The 19,629-nt window shown below is 55.9% G+C and carries 17 protein-coding genes; 13 read left to right on the top strand and 4 right to left on the bottom strand.

Annotation, left to right across the window (positions count from 1 at the left end):
* Positions 1-11: 11 nt before the first annotated feature.
* The 4 genes from AC3G2T_RS26295 to AC3G2T_RS26310 are packed head-to-tail and all read left to right on the top strand — an operon-like array spanning position 12 to position 6,626.
* Positions 12-2,258: a putative baseplate assembly protein gene (locus AC3G2T_RS26295; RefSeq protein WP_488437437.1), complete on the top strand. Its 2,247-nt coding sequence runs from the start codon at positions 12-14 to the stop codon at positions 2,256-2,258.
* A gap of 24 nt (positions 2,259-2,282) precedes the next feature.
* A complete protein-coding gene (locus AC3G2T_RS26300) occupies positions 2,283-4,394 on the top strand; it encodes a phage tail protein (protein WP_488437438.1) in 2,112 nt (703 codons plus the stop codon).
* 33 nt (positions 4,395-4,427) lie between these two features.
* Entirely contained in the window at positions 4,428-6,155 is a 1,728-nt protein-coding gene (locus AC3G2T_RS26305) for a hypothetical protein (RefSeq protein WP_488437439.1), read from the top strand.
* An 18-nt stretch (positions 6,156-6,173) separates the two neighbouring features.
* Complete coding sequence (locus tag AC3G2T_RS26310; RefSeq protein ID WP_488437471.1) at positions 6,174-6,626, top strand: hypothetical protein; 453 nt, start codon at positions 6,174-6,176, stop codon at positions 6,624-6,626.
* On the opposite strand, the gene AC3G2T_RS26315 is transcribed toward AC3G2T_RS26310, so the two are convergent.
* Positions 6,557-6,772 carry a pentapeptide repeat-containing protein gene (locus AC3G2T_RS26315; RefSeq protein ID WP_488437440.1) on the bottom strand — a complete coding sequence of 72 codons (216 nt, stop codon included), beginning with the start codon at positions 6,770-6,772 and terminating at the stop codon, positions 6,557-6,559. The two genes, AC3G2T_RS26310 and AC3G2T_RS26315, sit on opposite strands and share 70 nt — an antisense overlap.
* 530 nt (positions 6,773-7,302) lie before the next feature.
* Between AC3G2T_RS26315 and AC3G2T_RS26320 the strand changes: the two genes are divergently transcribed.
* The 4 genes from AC3G2T_RS26320 (at position 7,303) to abc-f (ending at position 12,458) form a co-directional block, all read left to right on the top strand.
* Positions 7,303-7,971 carry a pectate lyase gene (locus AC3G2T_RS26320; protein ID WP_488437441.1) on the top strand — a complete coding sequence of 223 codons (669 nt, stop codon included), beginning with the start codon at positions 7,303-7,305 and terminating at the stop codon, positions 7,969-7,971.
* Between the two features lie 242 nt (positions 7,972-8,213).
* A complete protein-coding gene (locus tag AC3G2T_RS26325; protein ID WP_474686162.1) occupies positions 8,214-9,668 on the top strand; it encodes a catalase in 1,455 nt (484 codons plus the stop codon).
* Positions 9,669-9,762: 94 nt separating this feature from the next.
* Complete coding sequence (locus AC3G2T_RS26330; RefSeq protein ID WP_474686164.1) at positions 9,763-10,188, top strand: Fur family transcriptional regulator; 426 nt, start codon at positions 9,763-9,765, stop codon at positions 10,186-10,188.
* A 299-nt stretch (positions 10,189-10,487) separates the two neighbouring features.
* Entirely contained in the window at positions 10,488-12,458 is a 1,971-nt protein-coding gene (gene abc-f, locus AC3G2T_RS26335; RefSeq protein ID WP_488437442.1) for a ribosomal protection-like ABC-F family protein, read from the top strand.
* A gap of 71 nt (positions 12,459-12,529) precedes the next feature.
* Here abc-f and AC3G2T_RS26340 read toward each other — a convergent pair whose 3' ends face one another.
* On the bottom strand, positions 12,530-12,700 hold the full coding sequence (locus AC3G2T_RS26340; RefSeq protein WP_488437443.1) for a hypothetical protein: 171 nt from the start codon (positions 12,698-12,700) through the stop codon (positions 12,530-12,532).
* A gap of 488 nt (positions 12,701-13,188) precedes the next feature.
* Complete coding sequence (locus AC3G2T_RS26345) at positions 13,189-14,193, bottom strand: ABC transporter substrate-binding protein (protein WP_474686168.1); 1,005 nt, start codon at positions 14,191-14,193, stop codon at positions 13,189-13,191.
* Between the two features lie 266 nt (positions 14,194-14,459).
* On the opposite strand from AC3G2T_RS26345, the gene AC3G2T_RS26350 reads away from it, so the two are divergent.
* Together AC3G2T_RS26350 and AC3G2T_RS26355 are read left to right on the top strand one after the other, a co-directional pair.
* Positions 14,460-15,470, top strand: a complete 1,011-nt coding sequence (locus AC3G2T_RS26350) for a FecCD family ABC transporter permease (protein ID WP_474686170.1) — start codon at positions 14,460-14,462, stop codon at positions 15,468-15,470.
* Positions 15,463-16,497 carry a FecCD family ABC transporter permease gene (locus AC3G2T_RS26355; protein ID WP_488437444.1) on the top strand — a complete coding sequence of 345 codons (1,035 nt, stop codon included), beginning with the start codon at positions 15,463-15,465 and terminating at the stop codon, positions 16,495-16,497. The genes AC3G2T_RS26350 and AC3G2T_RS26355 overlap by 8 nt, the downstream gene beginning before the upstream one ends.
* 450 nt (positions 16,498-16,947) lie before the next feature.
* On the opposite strand, the gene AC3G2T_RS26360 is transcribed toward AC3G2T_RS26355, so the two are convergent.
* A complete protein-coding gene (locus AC3G2T_RS26360; protein ID WP_488437445.1) occupies positions 16,948-17,178 on the bottom strand; it encodes a hypothetical protein in 231 nt (76 codons plus the stop codon).
* A 279-nt stretch (positions 17,179-17,457) separates the two neighbouring features.
* On the opposite strand from AC3G2T_RS26360, the gene AC3G2T_RS26365 reads away from it, so the two are divergent.
* The 3 genes from AC3G2T_RS26365 (at position 17,458) to AC3G2T_RS26375 (ending at position 19,568) form a co-directional block, all read left to right on the top strand.
* Positions 17,458-18,426 carry a phosphotransferase gene (locus AC3G2T_RS26365; RefSeq protein ID WP_488437446.1) on the top strand — a complete coding sequence of 323 codons (969 nt, stop codon included), beginning with the start codon at positions 17,458-17,460 and terminating at the stop codon, positions 18,424-18,426.
* A gap of 94 nt (positions 18,427-18,520) precedes the next feature.
* Complete coding sequence (locus AC3G2T_RS26370) at positions 18,521-19,219, top strand: pirin family protein (protein ID WP_488437447.1); 699 nt, start codon at positions 18,521-18,523, stop codon at positions 19,217-19,219.
* A gap of 16 nt (positions 19,220-19,235) precedes the next feature.
* A complete protein-coding gene (locus AC3G2T_RS26375; protein ID WP_488437448.1) occupies positions 19,236-19,568 on the top strand; it encodes a hypothetical protein in 333 nt (110 codons plus the stop codon).
* Positions 19,569-19,629: the final 61 nt, after the last annotated feature.

A 19,629-nucleotide genomic window follows, 5' to 3' on the forward strand; every position in this document is an offset into this window, starting at 1 on the left:
GGTGAGCACAAGTGCTCCCATTGCCCAATTTGGATGACCGCATGTTCGATCAGATGGTGCAGGAGGCGCGCAAAGCGATTCCGAAGCTGTTCCCGCAGTGGACCGACGAGAACGCGCACGATCCCGGCATTACGCTGCTGGAATTGATGTCGTGGATGACCGAAATGCAGCAGTATTATTTGAACCGCGTTACCGAGCGCAGCGAGCGGAAGTTTTTGAAGCTGCTGGGCGTGCGTCCCCGCGAAGCCGTGTCGGCGGAATGCGATGTGACCTTCTCCGGCATGGAGCGGCAGCTTGTGCTCCCGAAGGGGACGCCGCTTGCCGCGATGGACCAGCGGTTTGAAACGCTGGAGACGCTGCGGCTCATTCCCGCGAAGCTGGAAAAAGTGATCGTCCGCACCGAAACGGCGGCGGGAGACTACACGTCGAACAATCATGCGGGGATCGCTTACTACGCCTTTGGACCGGTCGCGCGCAAAGGCGCGCATTTGTATATCGGCTTTGACTGCGCTTTGCCGGAACAGACGGAGATCGCCCTCGCGCTCAAGCTGTTCGAGGATTACCCTGTGCCTGTTTCCCGCGGGGAGGACGGCACCGCTGCGCCGATTTCGTCCGCCCAGGTGTCATGGACGTTCGCCGGAGCCGGCCAGCAGGGGCAGAGCGAGAGCTGGCTGCCTGTCGAGCCGGTGCGCGACACGTCCGTGCACCTGTCGCAAAGCGGAGAGCTCGTGTTCACGCTCCCTTCCGCGATGCAGCCGATTGCGCTCTATCCGGCGGACGACAAGCGCCGCTATTGGATTTGCTGCACGCTGGAGGCGGAAGGCTACGAGCTTCCGCCGAAGATCGAGAAGATCAGCCTCAACTCGGTCCGGGCGGCGGAGCAGGAAACTTTCAGCGAAGCCGACGCCTTCGACAGCAGCGGAGAGCCCCGACAGAGCTTCACGGTAAGCTCGTTCCTGTCTTCCACCGGCCTGCACACCGTACAGGTGCAGGACGAGGAAGGCCGCTGGCGCGACTGGCGCACCGTCAGCGATTTGGCCGCGTGCGGGCCACAGGATCTTTGCTGCGAGATGCAGCAGGACTCGGCCCGCGGCACGACCCGCCTCCGCTTCGGAGACGGGGAGCACGGCAGCATCCCGCCGCAAGGGGCGCAGCGGGTGCGGCTTATTTCTTACACGGCCGGGTTCGACTACGGCCGCTGGGTGGGGAGCAGCAACGGTCTGCCCGGCCAGACGTTTGAAGTGGCCAGGGGCCGGACGTACAAGACCGGCAGCATGCTGCTGCAGGTCGGCCACCGGCCCCGGGGAACAGACAGCGTCGTCTGGGACGACTGGCAGTCCGTGGACGATTTCGACAACTCGAAATCCACGGACAGGCATTACGTCTACGACGCTGCTGCAGGCACGATCCGCTTCGGCAACAACGAAGCGGGCTGGATCCCGCCGGTGTCGGCGGAACCGAACATTCGGTTCCTGGCGCTGCAAGCGGGCGGGGGCGTGAGAGGCAACGTGAAGGACGGCATGGTGGCCGGCTTCACGGAAGCAAGTGCGGATTGGCCGGGCGTGACCGTGACCAATCCGTTCCCGGCGCGGGGCGGCGCCGAGGCCGAGACGCTGGAGCAGGCGAAGCTGCGCGTCCAGCAGGAGCTCGGCAGGCCGACCCGCGCCGTGACCGGCGAGGACTACGAGCGGATCGCGAAGGCGACGCCCGGGCTGCGCGTGGCCCGCGTGAAGGCGATTCCGCTGTATGAGCCGGGCCTGCGGGACTACCCGAAGGTCAAGTCGCCCGCGCAGATGACCGTCGCCGTCGTGCCTTACGGCGAAAGCGACAAGCCGGTGGCGGGCAGCGGCTTTCTGGAGACGGTGCGGCGGCATCTGGACGTGCACCGGCTGCTGACGACGGAGCTGCATGTCATTCCGGCGGAGTATATCAAAGTGACGGTCCATGCCGTCGTCGTCGTGGAGCCGCCGTACAAAGACGATCCCCGCCGCATCTTGCAGGAGCTGAGGCAGCTGCTCCAGCCGATGAATCGCGGGGACGGCTCGGAAGGCTGGCGGTTCGGCCGAACGGTGTACAAGGGCGATATATACGGAGTGATCAGCCGCATGAAAGGCGTCGTGTACGTGCAGGATATTTGGCTCGATGCGGAAGGCTCGGGCTTCGATAAGGATGCGGGCGGCGATATCCATATCCCGCCGTATGCGTTAGTTTATTCAGGCGATCACGAGGTGGAGCTGATCAGCCGGACCGACTTGTAATTTTAATGAAAGAGGTGACGAACGATGCACAATTCGCAGCAGTTTTTTTCGCTGAACAAGCCGCTGGATTGGGAGCGGGGGCATGCGGCCAACATCGATATGCAGGAACACGGCTTCGCTATCCGGCAGACGGAAAAATACAGCGTCTACCGCCTCGTTCGCACCGGGGAGCTGGACGGTATCGGGGCGATCGGCGACATGGCCGCGAGCCCGAGCGGAAAGCTGTTCCTTTTGGATGAGGCGGCCGGCGTCTGGGTTTACGATTACGAGAACCGCCACCGCGAGGCGCTGTTCCGGCACGGGCACCTGTTGTTCGGCGGACAGGCCATGCTGGCGTCCATGGCGGATTCGCTCGCCGTGGCGGATGCCGGCAGCGAGCGCAGGCTCGGCGTGTATTCGGTTTCGAACGGACAGACGCTGTGGGCTGCGAGCGAATGGAACGGTTTGGAGCTTTTTCCGCTTTGCGTGTCTGCGGCCGTAGGTGCGGCGCGCAGCTTGCTCACGGTTGTGCCTTTGGATATTGAGGTTGGTATGAATGGAAATCCGCAAGTCCCTGCGGGCGGAAGGATCGGCATTTTGCTGTGGGGCGCCGCGGGTGAAGTCGTCGAGGCGTATGAGCATGAGTCGCTCAGGCTCGAAGAAGCCGCTCCGGTCCATGAGCTGCGCGGGCGCTTCCATGCCGCTGCCTCGGACGGAACGCTGGCTGTGCTGGACGCCCTGCACAAAACGGTCACGGTGTTCCACGGAGCAGGCAGGGCAACCGCGCATTTTACGATTGAGCATGAAGGAAGCTTTGCCGGCATTTCCATTGATACGAATCATAATCTCTTTATAGGGAACAGCGGAGCAGCCCGGCATGAGGGCGACAGCGAAAGGTTCATACTCAAGTACCGGGGCAACGGGGAATTCCAGGAAAAAGTTTCCGGCTTTCGCGGCTGCGCCAGGAAGCTGCTGCATGACCGGCGCAACCGGATGTATGTGTTTGACCGGGATTGCGGGCAGATTACGCTGCTCGAACTTCAGGCGCGCACGATGCCGCTGGATGCGACCGGGCTGCCCGAAGCGGTGTACTTCTCGGCCGAGCTGGACACGACGGAAACCGAGACACAGTGGCACAAAATCCGCCTGGACGCCGACATCCCCGAGGAAACGCAAATACGGATATCGTATTTTGCATCCGATGAGCAAGACGGCTTCGTGGACGGAGAGTACGTCGAGTATACGGACTACTTGACGAACCCGGACATCCCGATTCGCGACAAGCTTCGCGGGACTCGGCCTTTATGGTCGGAGCCGATTGTGAATCCCCGTGACGCGCTGCTCATGAAGGCGAAGGGCCGCTACATTTGGCTCAAAATCGAACTGTTCGGCAGCGAGCACAGATCGCCTTTCATCCGCAAACTGCGGGTCTATTTTCCGAGAACGTCGCTGATCGATTATTTGCCGCCGATTTATCAGCAGGATCAGGAGCACAGCCCTTTTTTGGAGCGGTTTCTGGCGCTGTTCGGCACTTTTTTTGACGATATGGAGGATCAGATCGATCGGATCAGCGCTCATTTTGACCCGGATGCCGTGTCCGGCGCTTATCTGGAATGGCTGGGCCGCTGGCTGGCCGTATCGGATCACGATGCGTGGGGCGAAACGAAGCTCAGGCAGTTGATCAAGCAGGCGCCGGAGCTGTATAAGCTGCGAGGTACGCGCGAGGGACTCATACGGATGATGCGTATCTATACGGAGAGGGAACCGTTCCTTTTGGAATATTTTCAGTTCAGGCAGATGCAGGAAACGTCCGAGCTTCGCCGGCTGTTCGTCCGGCTGTACGGCGACAATCCCTATTGTTTCTGCGTGATGCTTCCGCCGGAATGCGTACGCACCGACAAACAGCGGATGATCATTGAGCGCATTATCGAAGACTGCACGCCCGCCTATGCCGAGGGGAAGCTGATTGTGCTGCAGCCGTGGATGTACGCGGATATGCATACATATTTGGGAATCAACACTTATTTATCGGAGCCTACGCTGCTGACTCTCGACGAGCGTTCCTCGATGCCGTACAACACGGTGCTGATCGACGTCGAGCGGGATAAACGGATGGATCTGCATACACGATTGGAACTGGATTCCGAGTTGGAATAAACGAAACATGCCTTGAAAGGTGAGTGGATTTCTATGAAAAAGACGCGCTATTACCCGTTTGAACGAAATCGCTATTTCTATGGCAAGCTGTTGACGGTGCGGGATTTTGAATCGGAGCAAAAGTATTTCAACGACAAACGGCGCATGATGAACCGCCTGCTGCACGGCTCCGGCGTCATCACCGGCCTGCAGGTCATCGCCGTGGACGACAAATCGGTGTCCGTCGAAATGGGCGCGGCAATCGACGCCCTGGGCCGGGAGATTGTCGTCCCTTCTCCGGTCACGCTGAAACTGTCGATGATGGACGGATTTACCAACAACGAATACGCCAAAAACGTGTACCTCTGCATCGCCTATGACGAAAAAGGCAAAGAACCGGTCCATTCCGTCGCCAATTCCTCGGTCCGTTCGGACGAAATCAGCGAATACAACCGCGTGCTCGAAAGCTACCGGCTGTTTATCCGCGAGGATGCTCCCGACGTGGCGGCGCTGCCGCTGGCCGACTTGACGGACCAGACAATCGTGCTGTATCAGGACAGCCAGGTTCGCGTGCTTCAGACGACCCCGCGTTACGTGAACCCGGGGCAGCTGTTCGAAATGACGCTGCGCCTCGAAAAAACGCTCCAGGCCGGCAAAATCTTTTTCCAATACGACGTGGCTGCCGAGCGCCTGGAGGCGGTTCATGGCGGCACGGTTCAGTTCGAAGAGCCGCAGGAGCAGCAGGAGACGGAATACGAAATCAAAGTGCTGCTGCGCGCCGGCGGCACGGCGGCCGTCAAAGGTACCGTCGGCATCAAGCCGGGGAGCGCTGTGCTCAGGCTGGGCGACAAGCAGCTTGATCTCCATTCGCAGGATGCGGGAGAGATTCAGGTGATCCAGGAGCCGGTGGGCCAGCGGTTGATGGACGATTTTGTGAAGCGTTCCCTGGAAGATTCGCTGGAAGCGCCGTCGGAGCCGTGCATTTATTTGGCCAAAATCGGTCTGCTGCAAATGGGGCCGACTTATGTGATCGAGCGCGTCGAGCAGGTTCCTTTCGGCGAGTATGTGTACAATTCTTCCGTGATGTACCGCCTGAGCCAATCGGCCGGGGAGCGGGAAGACGCGGCCCAACTGGTCACGCGGTCCAGGGTGAGAACCGTGGCCCCGGGCCAGCCGCCGGAGCTGAAGGTCCTTTACGATAAAGCCGGCAGCGAGCTTTCTATTGATCTGGCGATTCCTGCGGGTGGAGGCGGAATCGCGGGTATTCGGACCGGAGCGGTGGATATTCCGATCGCTCCGTTCACGAAAATGTCGGTTTCCCCGTTCGGGAAAGCGGCCAAAAGCTTTTTCTCCGGCGAGATCGCGCACGGCCTCGGAGAGGGCAACGTGCTGATCGTGACGAGCCTGGAGGAGAGCAGCAGCGACGCGTTCTCCGACATGCTGTCCAGCGGCGAGCGCGTGTACTACGGCGCCGCCGACGTGTTCAAGGGCAGCGAGTTCGAGCCGGATGCGCCCGACGTGCAGATCGGCACGATCGCCTACCCGCAGAAGGGCACCTTCCGCATCGGCGTCAAGGTGCAGCAAGGCATGGAGGCGTCGAACGTGCGCGTCCGCTGGTGGGCGTACACGCAAGCCGATGCGGCTGCCATCGGCGCGGGCGGCGGTAGCGCCGGTGCCGGCAGCCGTGCGGGCAGCAGCGCCGACGGCGAAGATGCCATCGGCGCTGCGCTCAACGCGATGAGGGAAGCCGCCCCGGCGGGCAGCGAGCGTGAGCCGCAGTAGATCGTAGATAGAGCATTCGTGCAGCTTGGAGCTGCGGGATGCTCTTTTTTCATCTCGCCTGGGCAAAGCCTGCGAAAACCCCATGACGCCATGGACGTCACCCCACAGAATGAAAATAATTCAGGTCTAATGTATAAAGTGCAGGCTTTCGCACCGGAAACGGCTCGTTTGGTGGAAAAGCCTGCGATTGTGCAGGAATTCTTGGCCAAACGGTGTCCGAACCCTGCGCAGGCGGGAAAACCTGCAGATTCACAGGCTGCCCGGAAATCCATTCGCCAGAGCTGGTTGCACAATCCGCCTCGTTGCGCGAAAAAACCTGCAAAAGTACAGTTTTTGCTTGATGAATACGCTGGCTGCGAAATATTCCTGCAAATGTGCAGGCTTTTCGCCGCGAACATGGGCTATGGTTCATTTTCAACGAAAATTCCTGCACAATCGCAGGCTTTTCGCCAAAATGAGCCATTTTTATAGAAAAAACCTGCACTTTTGCAGGTTTTCCCTGCCAAGCTACTCCCCGCCAAGCTACTCCCTGCCAAGCTACTCCCTGCCAAGCTACTCCCTACTAAGCTACTCCCTACCAAGCTGCTTCCCGCCCAGTTGCAGTTGCGCAGTTCCACGATCTGCGCCGGGAGCAGACTTTGGCTATGCCGTTGTTACGTCTTCTTTATTCGGCAAGTAGAAGGAAGTGAAACTGACCAGGGTATAAATGGCTTATGCGCCTCAGCATCCTGCGGACTTGCTTTAGCTATCCCCGATACGTTTCCAGCAGGGGTAGACTTCGCTTTTGTCGATCAAATAGCGAGTGGCGATGCGAAATAATCAAGTAATCATTTTCTCACATTTTATCCAAATATAACAAAATGATTATTGCTGCACCCATGTATTCTTGTTATTTTGAAAGCGTATCCATTTTCGAGGTGCACATCGATATCGGATACGATGAACATGATGAGATAAACCTCTATCGAGGTCTTTCGAAGATGAGCGACCGCGTTTAGAGGTAGGTTTATTCGCCAATAAGAATGCTGTTCTTCACGCTTTAGCGCTGTGAAGAACTTAAACATTCTTATGTGGTAAAAAAGCAAAGGGAGAGTGGAGAGTCCAATCTGTCATTCAATTAAAATTGTTATTGAGAGGATGATTATTAATGAAAAAAAGTTTCAGCGCCGTTTTGTCCCTGGGCTTGGTTGTTTCCGTATTCGCGGCGATTCCCGTACAAGCTGCGCCAGTCCCTGTGAGTACCACAATTTTAGTTAAGGCAGGCACGACATACGATGGCAAAGGTCAAACCTTTGTAGCGGATCCTGATAAATTGGGTGACGGCGGTCAAGGCGAGAATCAGAAGCCGGTATTTAAACTGGAAGCCGGAGCAACGCTCAAAAACGTTGTGCTCGGGGCTCCCGCCGCCGACGGGGTGCATTGTTATGGCGATTGCAACATTAATAATGTGGTTTGGCAGGATGTGGGGGAGGACGCCTTGACGCTGAAATCTTCGGGAACTGTTAACATTACAGGCGGTGGAGCTTACAAAGCTTACGATAAAGTGTTCCAGATGAACGCAGCGGGCACAATCAATATTAAAAACTTTAAGGCCAACGATATCGGCAAGCTGGTTCGTCAGAATGGCGGCACTTCGTTCAAAGTTAATATGACACTGGACAGCTCCGACATTTCCAATGTGAAGGATTCTATTTTGCGGACCGACAGCTCCGTTAGTCAGGCCAAAATTACGAATACAAGATATTCAAATGTACCGACCTTGTTCAAAGGTTTTGCTGCGGGAAAAACGTCCCAATCCGGAAATGTCAAGTATTAATCAAGTGCTGCGAATCCGGAATGGCCATTAGAACGTAAATATTGTATGTTTACTGGTGCCACATACGTAAAACCCCCGCCAACCACAAATGGCCAACGGGGGTTTTTGATTTTGTAAACGAGTCTACCTGATTCGTTAATTATAATTATTATAAAATAATATTGACTTTATTGTAAGTCTAATTTTAAAATAGAATCAGTATCTTAAATATCATTCTTGTTTGCTTGGGGAGGAGTATTCGGATGACAAAACTGACAACGAATCAAGGAGTGCCGATCGGCGACAATCAAAATTCCCGGACAGCCGGACAGCACGGGCCCACTTTACTGGAGGACTATCAGCTTCTTGAAAAGCTGGCTCATTTTGACCGGGAGCGGGTTCCTGAGCGCGTCGTGCATGCTCGCGGCGCCGGCGCTCATGGCGTTTTTAAAGTGACGAACAGCATGAAGCGCTACACGAAAGCGGCCTTTCTGCAAAATGAAGGGCAGGAGACGCCGGTATTCGTCCGCTTCTCAACTGTCGTTCACGGTATGCATTCGCCTGAAACATTGCGCGATCCTCGCGGTTTTGCCGTGAAGTTTTATACCGAGGAGGGCAACTACGATTTCGTTGGCAACAATCTGCCGGTCTTTTTTATCCGCGACGCGATGAAGTTCCCGGATATGGTGCATTCCTTAAAACCGGACCCGCGAACGAATATCCAGCATCCGGACCGGTATTGGGATTTTATGTCTTTGACTCCGGAATCGACGAATATGCTCCTCCACGTTTTTTCCGACGAAGGGATTCCGGCGAGTTACCGTCAAATGAGGGGATCCGGCGTGCATGCTTTCAAATGGGTTAATGCGTACGGGAATACGGTTTACGTGAAGCTGCGCTGGGTTCCGAAACAGGGGATTAAAAACTTGTCCATGGAGGAAGCGTCGGCCATTCAGGCCAAAGACTTCAACCACGCAAGCCGGGATCTGTACGAGTCCATTGAGCGCGGCGATTTTCCGGAATGGGATTTGTACGTGCAATTACTCGATCCCGCAGATTTCGATAAGTTCGATTTCCATCCGCTCGACCCGACGAAAGATTGGTTTGAGGAAGACATTCCGTATCAGCTTGTAGGCACCATGACTTTGAATCGCAATCCTGACAACGTATTTGCCGAAACGGAGTCCGCAGGCTTTAATCCGGGCGTGCTCGTTCCGGGTATTGAGCCTTCCGAAGATAAATTGCTGCAGGGCCGGTTGTTCTCTTACTCCGACACGCAGCGCTACCGCATCGGAACCAACTACTTGCAGCTTCCGATCAACTGCCCGTTTGCTCAAGTAAACAATAACCAGCGCGATGGCGCAATGCCGTTCAAGCAGCAGCATCATGCCGTCAACTATGAGCCGAACCGGTATCAAGATACGCCCAAAGAAGACCCTGCTTACAAGGATGTTCCTTATTCCTTGACGGGAACAGCCGGGCGGGAAAAAATCGGAAAGGCGAACGATTTCGGCCAAGCGGGGCAAGTGTGGCGCCGTTACTCCAAGGAGGAACAGGAAGCCGTCATCCGCAATCTGACCGCAGACTTGAAGCAGGTAACGGAAAAAACGGTGCTTCTGGCGATCTGCAACTTCTACAGGGCGGACGCAGAGCTTGGCCAGCGGCTAGCGGACAGCATGGACGTAGACATCTCCCGCTATGTGGCACACGGCAATTAATTTTGGAAAGTGGCTGCCGGTTCGCGGGATATCGGCTCCCTCCGGTTTGCACAGGAACATTTGAACATGCGGTGTTTTTTAGGTGGTGAGACATGTGGCATCGTATTTGGAGAAGGCGCTCGCAAAATTGAAGAGTACCGGCGTCCGCATCACTCCGCAACGGCAAGCCATATTAGCTTATTTGCTGGAGACAATGACGCATCCGACTGCGGATGAAATTTATCGGGAACTGGAACCTCGCTTCCCGAACATGAGTGTGACGACCGTGTATAATAACCTGAAAGTCTTTATTGAAACCGGTTTGGCGAGAGAGATGACTTATGGCGACGGTGCAAGCCGATTCGATGCCGACATGACCGTTCACTACCATGCCTTGTGCAGTGTGTGCGGCAAAATTACCGATCTCGAATTTCCGGACTTTGAAGAAGCGGTGCATGCGGCGACCGATCCAACAGGCTTCAAAGTGCAGGGCCAACGCTTGGAAGTCTACGGTGTTTGTCCCGATTGCGGAGAAGCTTGATCTGTGGTATATTGGAAAATATGTAAAGGAAGGAGGTGAAGGTAGGATGAATCGAGAGTCTGTGAATAACCGTATTTGCCAGTTGCCCGTTGCGATGGCTGGCATCGTTCATGCATTTGTCAACGACGGGAGAAGTCTGTCCACAAATGCCCATACGGTTTCACAACTCGCGAAAAGACGCCTACCTTAACCTCAGACGGATGCATCCGAAGGTCGTAGGGAATTTTCCTGCGGCCTTTTTTGTTGTTGTCATGGAGTGCCGGGGATAGGGTCTTTCAAATATAAGGAGGATCCTTTTTATGCTGCTTGCTCATTGTCAAAATGTAAAAAAATACCACGGTGCACAGCTTGTGCTTGAAAATGTAACGTTCGAAATCCAGCGCGGCGAGCGGATTGGCCTTGTCGGCCGCAACGGAAGCGGCAAATCGACGCTGCTTCGCTTGATCGCCAAACTATCCAAGCCCGACGAGGGGCAGCTTACGGTCCGCAAAGAGATGCAGATCGGGTATCTGGCGCAAATTCCCGCCGAATGGGAAGAGAGCACGGTCTATGACGCGCTGGCGGCAGGCTGCCGCGAAGTGCTGGCGTGCCGCGCCCGGATGACCGTGCTGGAAGAGCAGATGTCGCAGCCGGAGGCCGCCGATCAGCCGCAGCGGATGGAGCTCCTTCTGAAACAGTACGCGGAGCTGCAGGAGCGTTTTGAGCGCGAGGGCGGGTATGAACTGGACGCGCGAATCGACCAGGTTGCGGCGGGCATGGGCATCGCGCGGGATTTTTACGGCAGAAGCTTCGCTTCCTTATCCGGCGGCGAGAAGACGAGGGTCGCACTGGCGTCGCAGTTGATCGGCCGGCCGGAGCTGCTGCTGCTTGATGAGCCGACGAACCATCTCGATCTGTCCGGAACGGAATGGCTCGAAGATTATTTGAGCAAATATGACGGGACTTGCCTGATCGTCTCGCACGACCGCTATTTTCTCGATCGCACGGTCACGAAAATCGTGGAGCTGGAGGATGGCGAAGCGCACGTTTACCATACGAATTACTCGGGTTTTGTCCGAGAGAAGGAAGAAAAGCTGCTGCGGCAGTTCGCCGATTATCAGGAGCAGCAGAAGAAAATCAGGAAGATGAAGGAAACGATCAGGCAGTTGATCGAGTGGGGGCGCATTGGCGGTAACGAGAAGTTTTTTCGGAGGGCCGCTTCGATGCAAAAGGCGCTGGATCGCATGGAAAGAATCAAGCGTCCCGTGCTGGACCCGAAGGGGGCTGAGTTCGATCTCAGACCGGAGGACAGATCCGGCCGGAAAGTGCTCGTTTTTGAATCCGTCAGCAAACGTTACGGAGCCGCTCCAGTGCTCGATTGCGCGTCGGGAATGCTGGAGTATGGCGAGAAGGTGATGGTTGTCGGGCGCAACGGATCGGGCAAAAGCACGCTGCTGAAGCTTATTCTCGGCCTGGAGCCGCCCGACGGCGGCACGTTTGCCCTCGGCTCCCGGGTCGACATCGGTTATTTGGCGCAGCAGGAATATCCGGGAGACCACCGCCGGACGGTGCTCGACTATTTCCGCGAGGCGGCGGGGCTGGAGGAAGGAGAAGCACGCGGCAAGCTCGCTTCGTATTTATTTTACGGAGCGGACGTGTTCAAGTCCGTCAGCACGCTTTCCGGCGGCGAATGGACGCGGCTCAGGCTGGCGCTGCTCGTGCAGCGGAAGCCGAACCTGCTCATTCTCGATGAGCCGACGAATCATATGGACATCGCGTCGAGAGAGGCGCTGGAGGAAGCGCTGGAGGAGTTCCCCGGCACAGTGCTCGCCGTCACGCACGACCGTTACTTCATCAACCGGCTGTCGCAAAAAATATGGCAGCTCGACAAGGGCCGAATCGCCGTATTTCCGGGAAATTTTGACGAGTACAAGGACAAAATAAAGCAGCTCGGCGAAGGCGAAAGCGGGAGCGGAAGCGGAAGTGAAACCACCGTGCAGCATGAAAAATTGAGCCGCCCGGCGGTTTCCGCCCCTGTCGTGCGGGCCGCTGGGGGCGCGAGGCGTGAGCGCGCGTCCTCCGCCGTCGCGCCGGAGCCAAGCCGGGAGCGGCTGGAACAGGCCATTGCGCGGGAAGAGGAGCGGCTCGCAGGCATGGACGCCCGCTTGCAGGCGCGCTCCGGCGATGCGGATGCCGAGGAGCTCGCCGCGCTGTGGGCGGAGCGGGAGGCTGCGCAGGAGAGACTCGACCGCCTCTACGAGCAGTGGATGCAGGCGGAGGAGCAGCCGTAAAAGGACCGGCGCCTAAGCGTATCGCTCGGCACCGGCCCAAAAACCCCCACGCCAGAGCCGATGGCCACAATCTACCTGGCGGTACGAAGAAAACCTGCAAAAATACATGAATTTGCGCCCATGATACGGCAGCCGCCAAAAATTCCTGCAATTGTGCAGGCTTTTCGCCGGCATACGGGCTCAACAATCATTTTTGTTAAAAATTCCTGCATGATTGCAGGCTTTTCGCCAAAATGATCCATTTTCGCGGGAAATTCCTGCACTTATGCAGGTTTTTCCATCGGCCGGGCCAGCGCCCGCCAAGCAGCGGCGTAACCCGCGCCAGGGAGGGTTGAGCGTGAGAGCCTGGCCAGCTAAGCCGTCTCATGGCCGCCTAGCAAGCAGCGGCGTAACTCGCGCCAGGGGGGCGAGCGTAAGAGCCCGGCCAGCCTAAGCTGTTTCACGGACGCCCGCCAAGCGGCGTGACGTAACCCGCGCTAGGGGAAGGGCGAGCGGTAGAGCCCGGCTCGCGCAGCGACGCCTTGCGGCGGCTGGGCCGGCCCTCGGCCCGGCTGGGCAGCCCCTCTCGGCAAGCTTTGGCCGAGAACCGCGTACTCGCGCGCAACTCCCAGTAAGCGGTGTTGCGCTGCATGACGGCGGTCGGTTGACTACCGGACTTTCCAGGGCAAACTAAGCCGGCGCCTAAGCGTATCGCTTGGCGCCGGCTCTTTTGCATGTTCGAATCGAGTTCTTATTTTACTTCGAAATATTTGGCGATTTCGTCGAGCAGCATGTTGGCGGCTTTGTAACCGCCGGCCAAGTTCCAGACGACTTCGTTCACGCGAACCACTTTATTGTTTTTCGCCACTTGCAGGTTTTTGAAGAGCGGATCGTCGAGCCACTCTTTGGCTACCTTGCTTACGTCCGAAGAACCGCCGCTTTCCGTCAGGAAGTAGAACATGACGTCGCCGTCCATGTCGGGAATACGTTCTTTGGTCAGCTTTTCAACAAATTGGTCTTTATCCTGGGAAGCGGGACGCGCAAAGCCAAGCTGGCTCAGCAAAACGCCGCTGAATGTTTGCTTTTGGTAGATGCGCACTTCGGCCGCGCCGAAACGAACGATCGATATTTTCGCTGCCGTTTTGTCGCCGAGCTTGGTTTTTAAATCCGCCACGCGCTTGTCGAAATCCGCCATCACTTTATCGCCTTCGGCTTTTTTGCCTACAGCATCGGCATATAGGGCGAAATTTTTCTTCCAATCGCCGGACAGATCGGCGGCAAAGACGGTCGGAGCAATTTTGCTCAATTGGTCATAAATTTTCTCTTGGCGCACTTTGTTGCCGATAATAAGATCGGGCTTCAGCCCGGCAATCAGCTCGATATTCGGCTGCGTTTCCTCGCCAACCGCCTGAACGCCTTGCATATCCGCTTTAATGTGGTCGTACCAAGGGTCGCCTACCCACGATTTCACCGCACCGACAGGTTTGATGCCTACAGTCAGCAAAGCTTCCGTGCCCTCGTTCGTCAAAATGACGACGCGCTGCGGAATTCCTTTGACCTGCGTCTCGCCCATCGCGTGCTTAATGGTTCGGACCTCGTCGGATTTGGGCGCGGCTGCGGCCGTTGAGGCGGCGGACGGGCTTGGCGAAGCCGCTGGAGCTTTCGTTTCGGCAGCGGTTCCACAGCCTGCGATTACGATCAGGATCACTGCCGCAGCAAACAGAAGATGAAGCTTCAAACGTTGAATCCGGTACAAAATGAGTTCCCCCTTAAAAATATGTGCTTAAAAGATAGGCATTGTGCTCAGAAGATAAGCATTTCTCTGTGTGTATCCGCGTTTCATGTATGGCTCAAGAATTATTTGATAACGATTCTCATTATCATTTTTAATATAAATAGCTTTCCACATCTTGTCAAGGTGAAGTGAAAATGATTATCACAATCATTGACATGACCGGCATGCGACTCTACAATAAATATGTTTGTAATAGACGGAGAGATTCAATTCGGGGGTGGACTTCTTTGGTTAACTTGCTGAACGCCAGCACGGCAAAAATCGCAGGTTTGGCCGTCGGCGCAGTACTGCTGCTTGGATGTATGCTGGCAAGCGTATTATTTGGCCTTAAGCAGTTTGATATAAAAACTCTTTGGGAAGCTTACGCTCACTTCAACGGCTCGAACGAGCATATTATTTTGATAAATACGAGAGTGCCGCGTGCGTTGATCGGGGCGGCAGTCGGCGCCAGCCTGGCGATTGCGGGCGCCATGATGCAGGTGTTGACGAGGAATCCTCTGGCATCGCCATCGATTTTTGGCGTGAACGCCGGTGCGGTTCTTTTTATCGTGCTCGGCATCGCCGCGTTCGGCTCGAATCTTACGCTCGGCAGCATGGTCTGGATTGCTTTCGCCGGAGCGGGTGCGACGGCAGTGCTTGTTTTTTTTCTCGGCTCGCAGGGACGGGACGGGTTTACGCCGATCAAATTAACGTTGGCGGGTGCGGCTGTGGCGGCGTTTGCCACTTCGGTAACATCGGGCGTCATGCTGGTCAATCAGCAGTCGCTTGACCAGGCCTTGTTCTGGCTGATCGGTTCCGTCGCGAACAGGGAGCTTCGCCATTTATCCATGGTTATTCCTTATTTGGCGGTCGGGTGGGTACTGGCCATGGCTTTATCCAAATCTTTAAATGTAATGGCGCTGAGCGATGATGTGTCCAAAGGGCTTGGTCAACGCGCGGTTCTGGTCAAAGTTATATCGGCTCTCGCAATCGTTTTGCTCGCAGGCGGTTCGGTGGCTGTGGCGGGTCCCATCGCGTTCGTCGGCGTGATCGTGCCGCATCTATGCCGCTATCTCGTTGGAAATGACCATCGCTGGCTGCTGCCTTACTGCGGGATCGCCGGGGCATTGCTGCTTGTCGTTGCCGATCTGGCTTCCAGGTTCATCCTAATGCCCAAGGAAGTTCCCGTCGGCGTAGCTACAGCGCTTTTGGGCGTACCTTTCCTCATCTACGTAGCAAGAAGGAGGAACTATGCTTAGACAGGCAGCGAATTCAAACGGCATATCGAATATAATAGACCGCAAGCGCAGAAAAGGTCTGCTCATGATCGGCGTGCTTCTCGCCGTCACCGTCATGCTGTCGGTCGTCAGCTTGTCCCTGGGCAGCGTGCGCATACCGATGGGCCAAATTATTAAAGTTTTGTTGGGCGATACCAGCGACGGCAATGCGCTTATTATTTTGCAGTTTCGGCTGCCCCGGCTCACGGCGGCTATCCTGATCGGCGCGGCACTGGCGATGGCCGGGGCCATCATGCAGGGCGTCATCCGCAATTCCCTCGCTTCGCCGGATTTGATAGGCGTAACGGGAGGAGCGTCTGTAGCCGTTGTCGCTTTTATGACTTTGACGGCAAGCAAATACAGCATTCATTGGGTGCCTGTCATTGCTATTGCGGGAGCATTCGCTTCCGCGGCATTAAACTACGTGCTGGCCTGGAAAAAAGGGCTGTCCACATTCAGGCTTGTCCTGATCGGCCTGGGAATTTCAACGGCGATGGGGGCGCTGACGACGTTTTTGCTCATTAGCGGTCCATCGTTTTTGGCCGCCCAGGTATTGAGCTGGATGACGGGAAGCGTCTACGGGACGAACTGGAAGCATGTTGCTGCGCTCGCCCCTTGGCTGGCCGTATTCATACCGCTATCCTGTGTGTACGCCCACAAGCTGAACGTGCAGGCGCTGGGTGACGGAATCGCGCTTGGCCTGGGCAGCCGCATGCAGATGGACCGTTTTCTGCTGCTGCTGTTCAGCGTCTCCCTGGCCGGCGTTGCGGTCGGCATCGCCGGAACGGTTTCGTTCGTCGGCCTGCTTGCCCCGCACATGGCCCGCAGGCTTGTAGGAAGCGACTACCGGCTGCTGCTGCCGGTATCCGGCTTCGTCGGCGGGCTGATCCTGCTCCTGGCGGATTTGGCCGGGAGAATGCTTTTCCAGCCGCTGGATATTCCGGCGGGCGTATTTACGGCAGGCATCGGCGCGCCGTTCTTCTTGTATCTTTTGTACCGACGCCGCTAAAAGCGCGCGCTGCAAGTCAGGGCTGTCCAACAAGCGGCATAAGCCGCCGAAGGGACGGCCCCTTTTTTTGGCGGAACGGGCCCGGAAGTTCCGCGTTCCGGTGCCGGAGCAAAGCCAAAGGGGCCGTCGACCGCCGTCGTACGGCGCAGCACCGCAGGCTGGGGCTGCGCGCGGTGCGAAGCGAAAACACTGGCCCGTTAGGTCATCATCGGCCACTGCGCAGAAAACTTGCGAAAACTCTCATGACGCCGCGGATGTCGCCCCACAGAATGAAAATAATCAGGTCTACTGTGTTCTATTTTTCTGCAAATCTCAGGCTGCCCAAAAACCCCTCCGCGTCGGAGGTGACAACCACAATCTGCCTGGCTGCACGAAGAAAACCTGCAAAAATACATGAATTTGCTCACTTGATCGCTGGCCACGAACAATTCCTGCAAAAGTGCAGGCTTTTCAGAGGGGACACGGGCTCAGGTTCACTTTCAGCAAAAATTCCTGCACTTTTGCAGGCTTTTCGCCAAAACAAGCCGATTTCATAGAAAAAGCCTGCACTTTGGTAGGTTTTTCGGTCTGCTTAACCACTCTAGGAATGGCTGCGATGAACTCTGCAGTTTTTTTGGCAAATTTGGGTCTCAGTCCCATCGGAAGTGGGAATTCCTGCGCAATCGCACGTTTTTTCGCCAAACGGCCCGGTTTCCTCGAAAAAGCCTGCACTTTTGTACGAATAGATCGCAGCGGGCCTGATTTTCATTCTATGTGGTGACGTTCATGACGTCATGGGAGTTTTTGCGCGTTTTGCGGGCCACCCGCCGCCGAGGAGGAGGAGAAGGAGGAGAAAGCCAAACGAACCTTCGCGTTCTTTTAGGCAGGTGGCGTTATTGCGGCGATTTCATAATATAGTAGAATCGATGGGGCAGTTTTATTTTTATGCCCGTTTTTTTGATAGTGAAGGAGTGGCGAAGGGTGAGAAGTTCTTTCAAAAGCCAATTAACGCATGAGGATATTCAAAAAATTATCCGCAATTGCTTCGGGTGCGGGGCTGTCGAAGCGAGGGAGCTGTCGGACGGATGGGCCAACACGGCATATGCGGTTACTCGGGACGACGGGGAGACGGTTATTTTGAAAGTGGCTCCGGCGCAGTCGATGCGGGTTATGCGATGTGAGCAAAATATGATGAAGACCGAAGTATCGGTCCTGAAACTGCTGGCTAAATTGAATGCGCTGCCAATCCCCGCGGTGTACGGACATGACGATTCGTGCAGCCTGATCGCCTCCGAATATTTTATTATGCAGCGCATTCAGGGAGAGCCCTACAGCAAAATCAAAGCGGATTTGACGCAGCAGGAACAAGAGGCTGTCGAGCATGAAATCGGCGTCTGCAACCGGATCATAAATGAATACCGCGGTCCCGGGTTCGGCTATTATGCGCAGGAAGAGCGGCTGAGCGCTTCTTGGGCCGACGCTTTTTACCGGATGTTCAGCGATGTACTTGCCGACGGGCGGGATGCGGGGGTGGAGCTGCCCAGACCTTACGGCGAAATCGAGCAAATCGCCAAAAGCAGTCTTGACGTCCTGCAGGAAGTGCAAACGCCGAGCCTGATCCATTGGGATTTGTGGAACGGAAACGTGTTCGTGCAAGACGGCCGCATCTCGGGCATCATCGATTTCGAAAGAGCGTTATGGGCCGACCCGCTGATGGAGCATTATTTCAGCCATTTTGAACAGTCGGCGGCGTTTGAAAAAGGCTGCGGGATGTCCGTCCAAACACCGTCCCAGCGGGAGCGCAGAGCATTGTACGATCTTTATCTGGATCTTGTGCTGTGGATTGAATGTGCCTATCGGCAGTATGAAGACGACAACCACCGGAAATGGGCTTATGAAAATTTGGAGGCGGGCCTGCAAAAGTTTCAAACGGGCCGGCCGGGCAGGTAACCGTATTTCAGCTTTGTATTTGTAGCCAAAAAGGTTACAATTAAGCCGTAAGCTGCAACACCAACATTTTTCCGCTTGAAGGAGGCATTTTACCTTGATTCGAATTTACCCGGCAGCGTCGCGCAGCGGCATCGATCTCGGATGGCTGACCAGCCACCGCAATTTTTCGTTCGGCGATTATTTTGATTCGGACAATACGGGCTTCGGCGTCATGCGGGTATGCAATGATGACGATATTGCCGCCGGCCGAGGCTTTGGGCCGCATCCGCACAGCGATATGGAAATCGTCACCATCGTGCTCAGCGGACAAATCAAGCATGAGGACAGTCTCGGCAATGTGGCCGTGACCGGCGCGAACGGCGTGCAAAGGATGACCGCAGGCACAGGCGTCATTCATGCGGAATACAACGCTTCCGATACGGAGCCGTTGAGTCTTTTGCAATTATGGTTCATGCCTTCAGAGCGCGGGCTGACGCCATCTTTTGAAACGAGCACGTACGAAGCGGAGCGGCTGCAAAACGCTTTGCTGGCGGTTGTGTCGCCCGAAGGGTCGGAGCATGCGTCCCGCATTCATCAGGACATGACGATTTATTTGAGCAGATTGGATCGGGAGAAAGAGCTTGCGTTCCGGCAGGAAGAAGGCCGCAGGGTATTTTTCTTTACGATTGAAGGCAGCGTGAGCGTGAATGGGAACCTGTTGGACAAAAGGGACACGGCGCGCATTGAATCAGAGTCCTCGTTGACAATTAAAGCGAGCGAAGACAGCTTTTTTATGCTGATCGATCTTCCGTAATGAGGGGGGAACATCTATGAAGGAAACTTTTTTGATCAAACATGCGGTCGGAGGCAGGACTTTTATCGATTCGGGAAAGCAGCCCGTCCGCTATGACATTCAAAAGGAAGGGGAAGGCTGGACGTTTGCCGTGACGGCGCCGGAGGATTCGGCCATGGAAGAGCTTTTGAAGTGGAAGGACGAACTGAACGTGTTCGTGTTTCAAGAGTTCGACGACCAGCCTACCCGCAAAATATGGTATTACGTCAAAGAAGGGTCCGTACATTATTCGGCAGAGTCGGGACAGCTGGTTTTCGCGGCGGACTCCAGAATTGAATACGTGCCGGATCGGTTTAGCGGTAATTTTTAGACATGGGGCAATGAGAACTGCCATGTTCGGGGTGGGAGCGGGTTTCACGCCTCGGTTTAAA

Source organism: Paenibacillus sp. sgz302191, assembly GCF_057749925.1.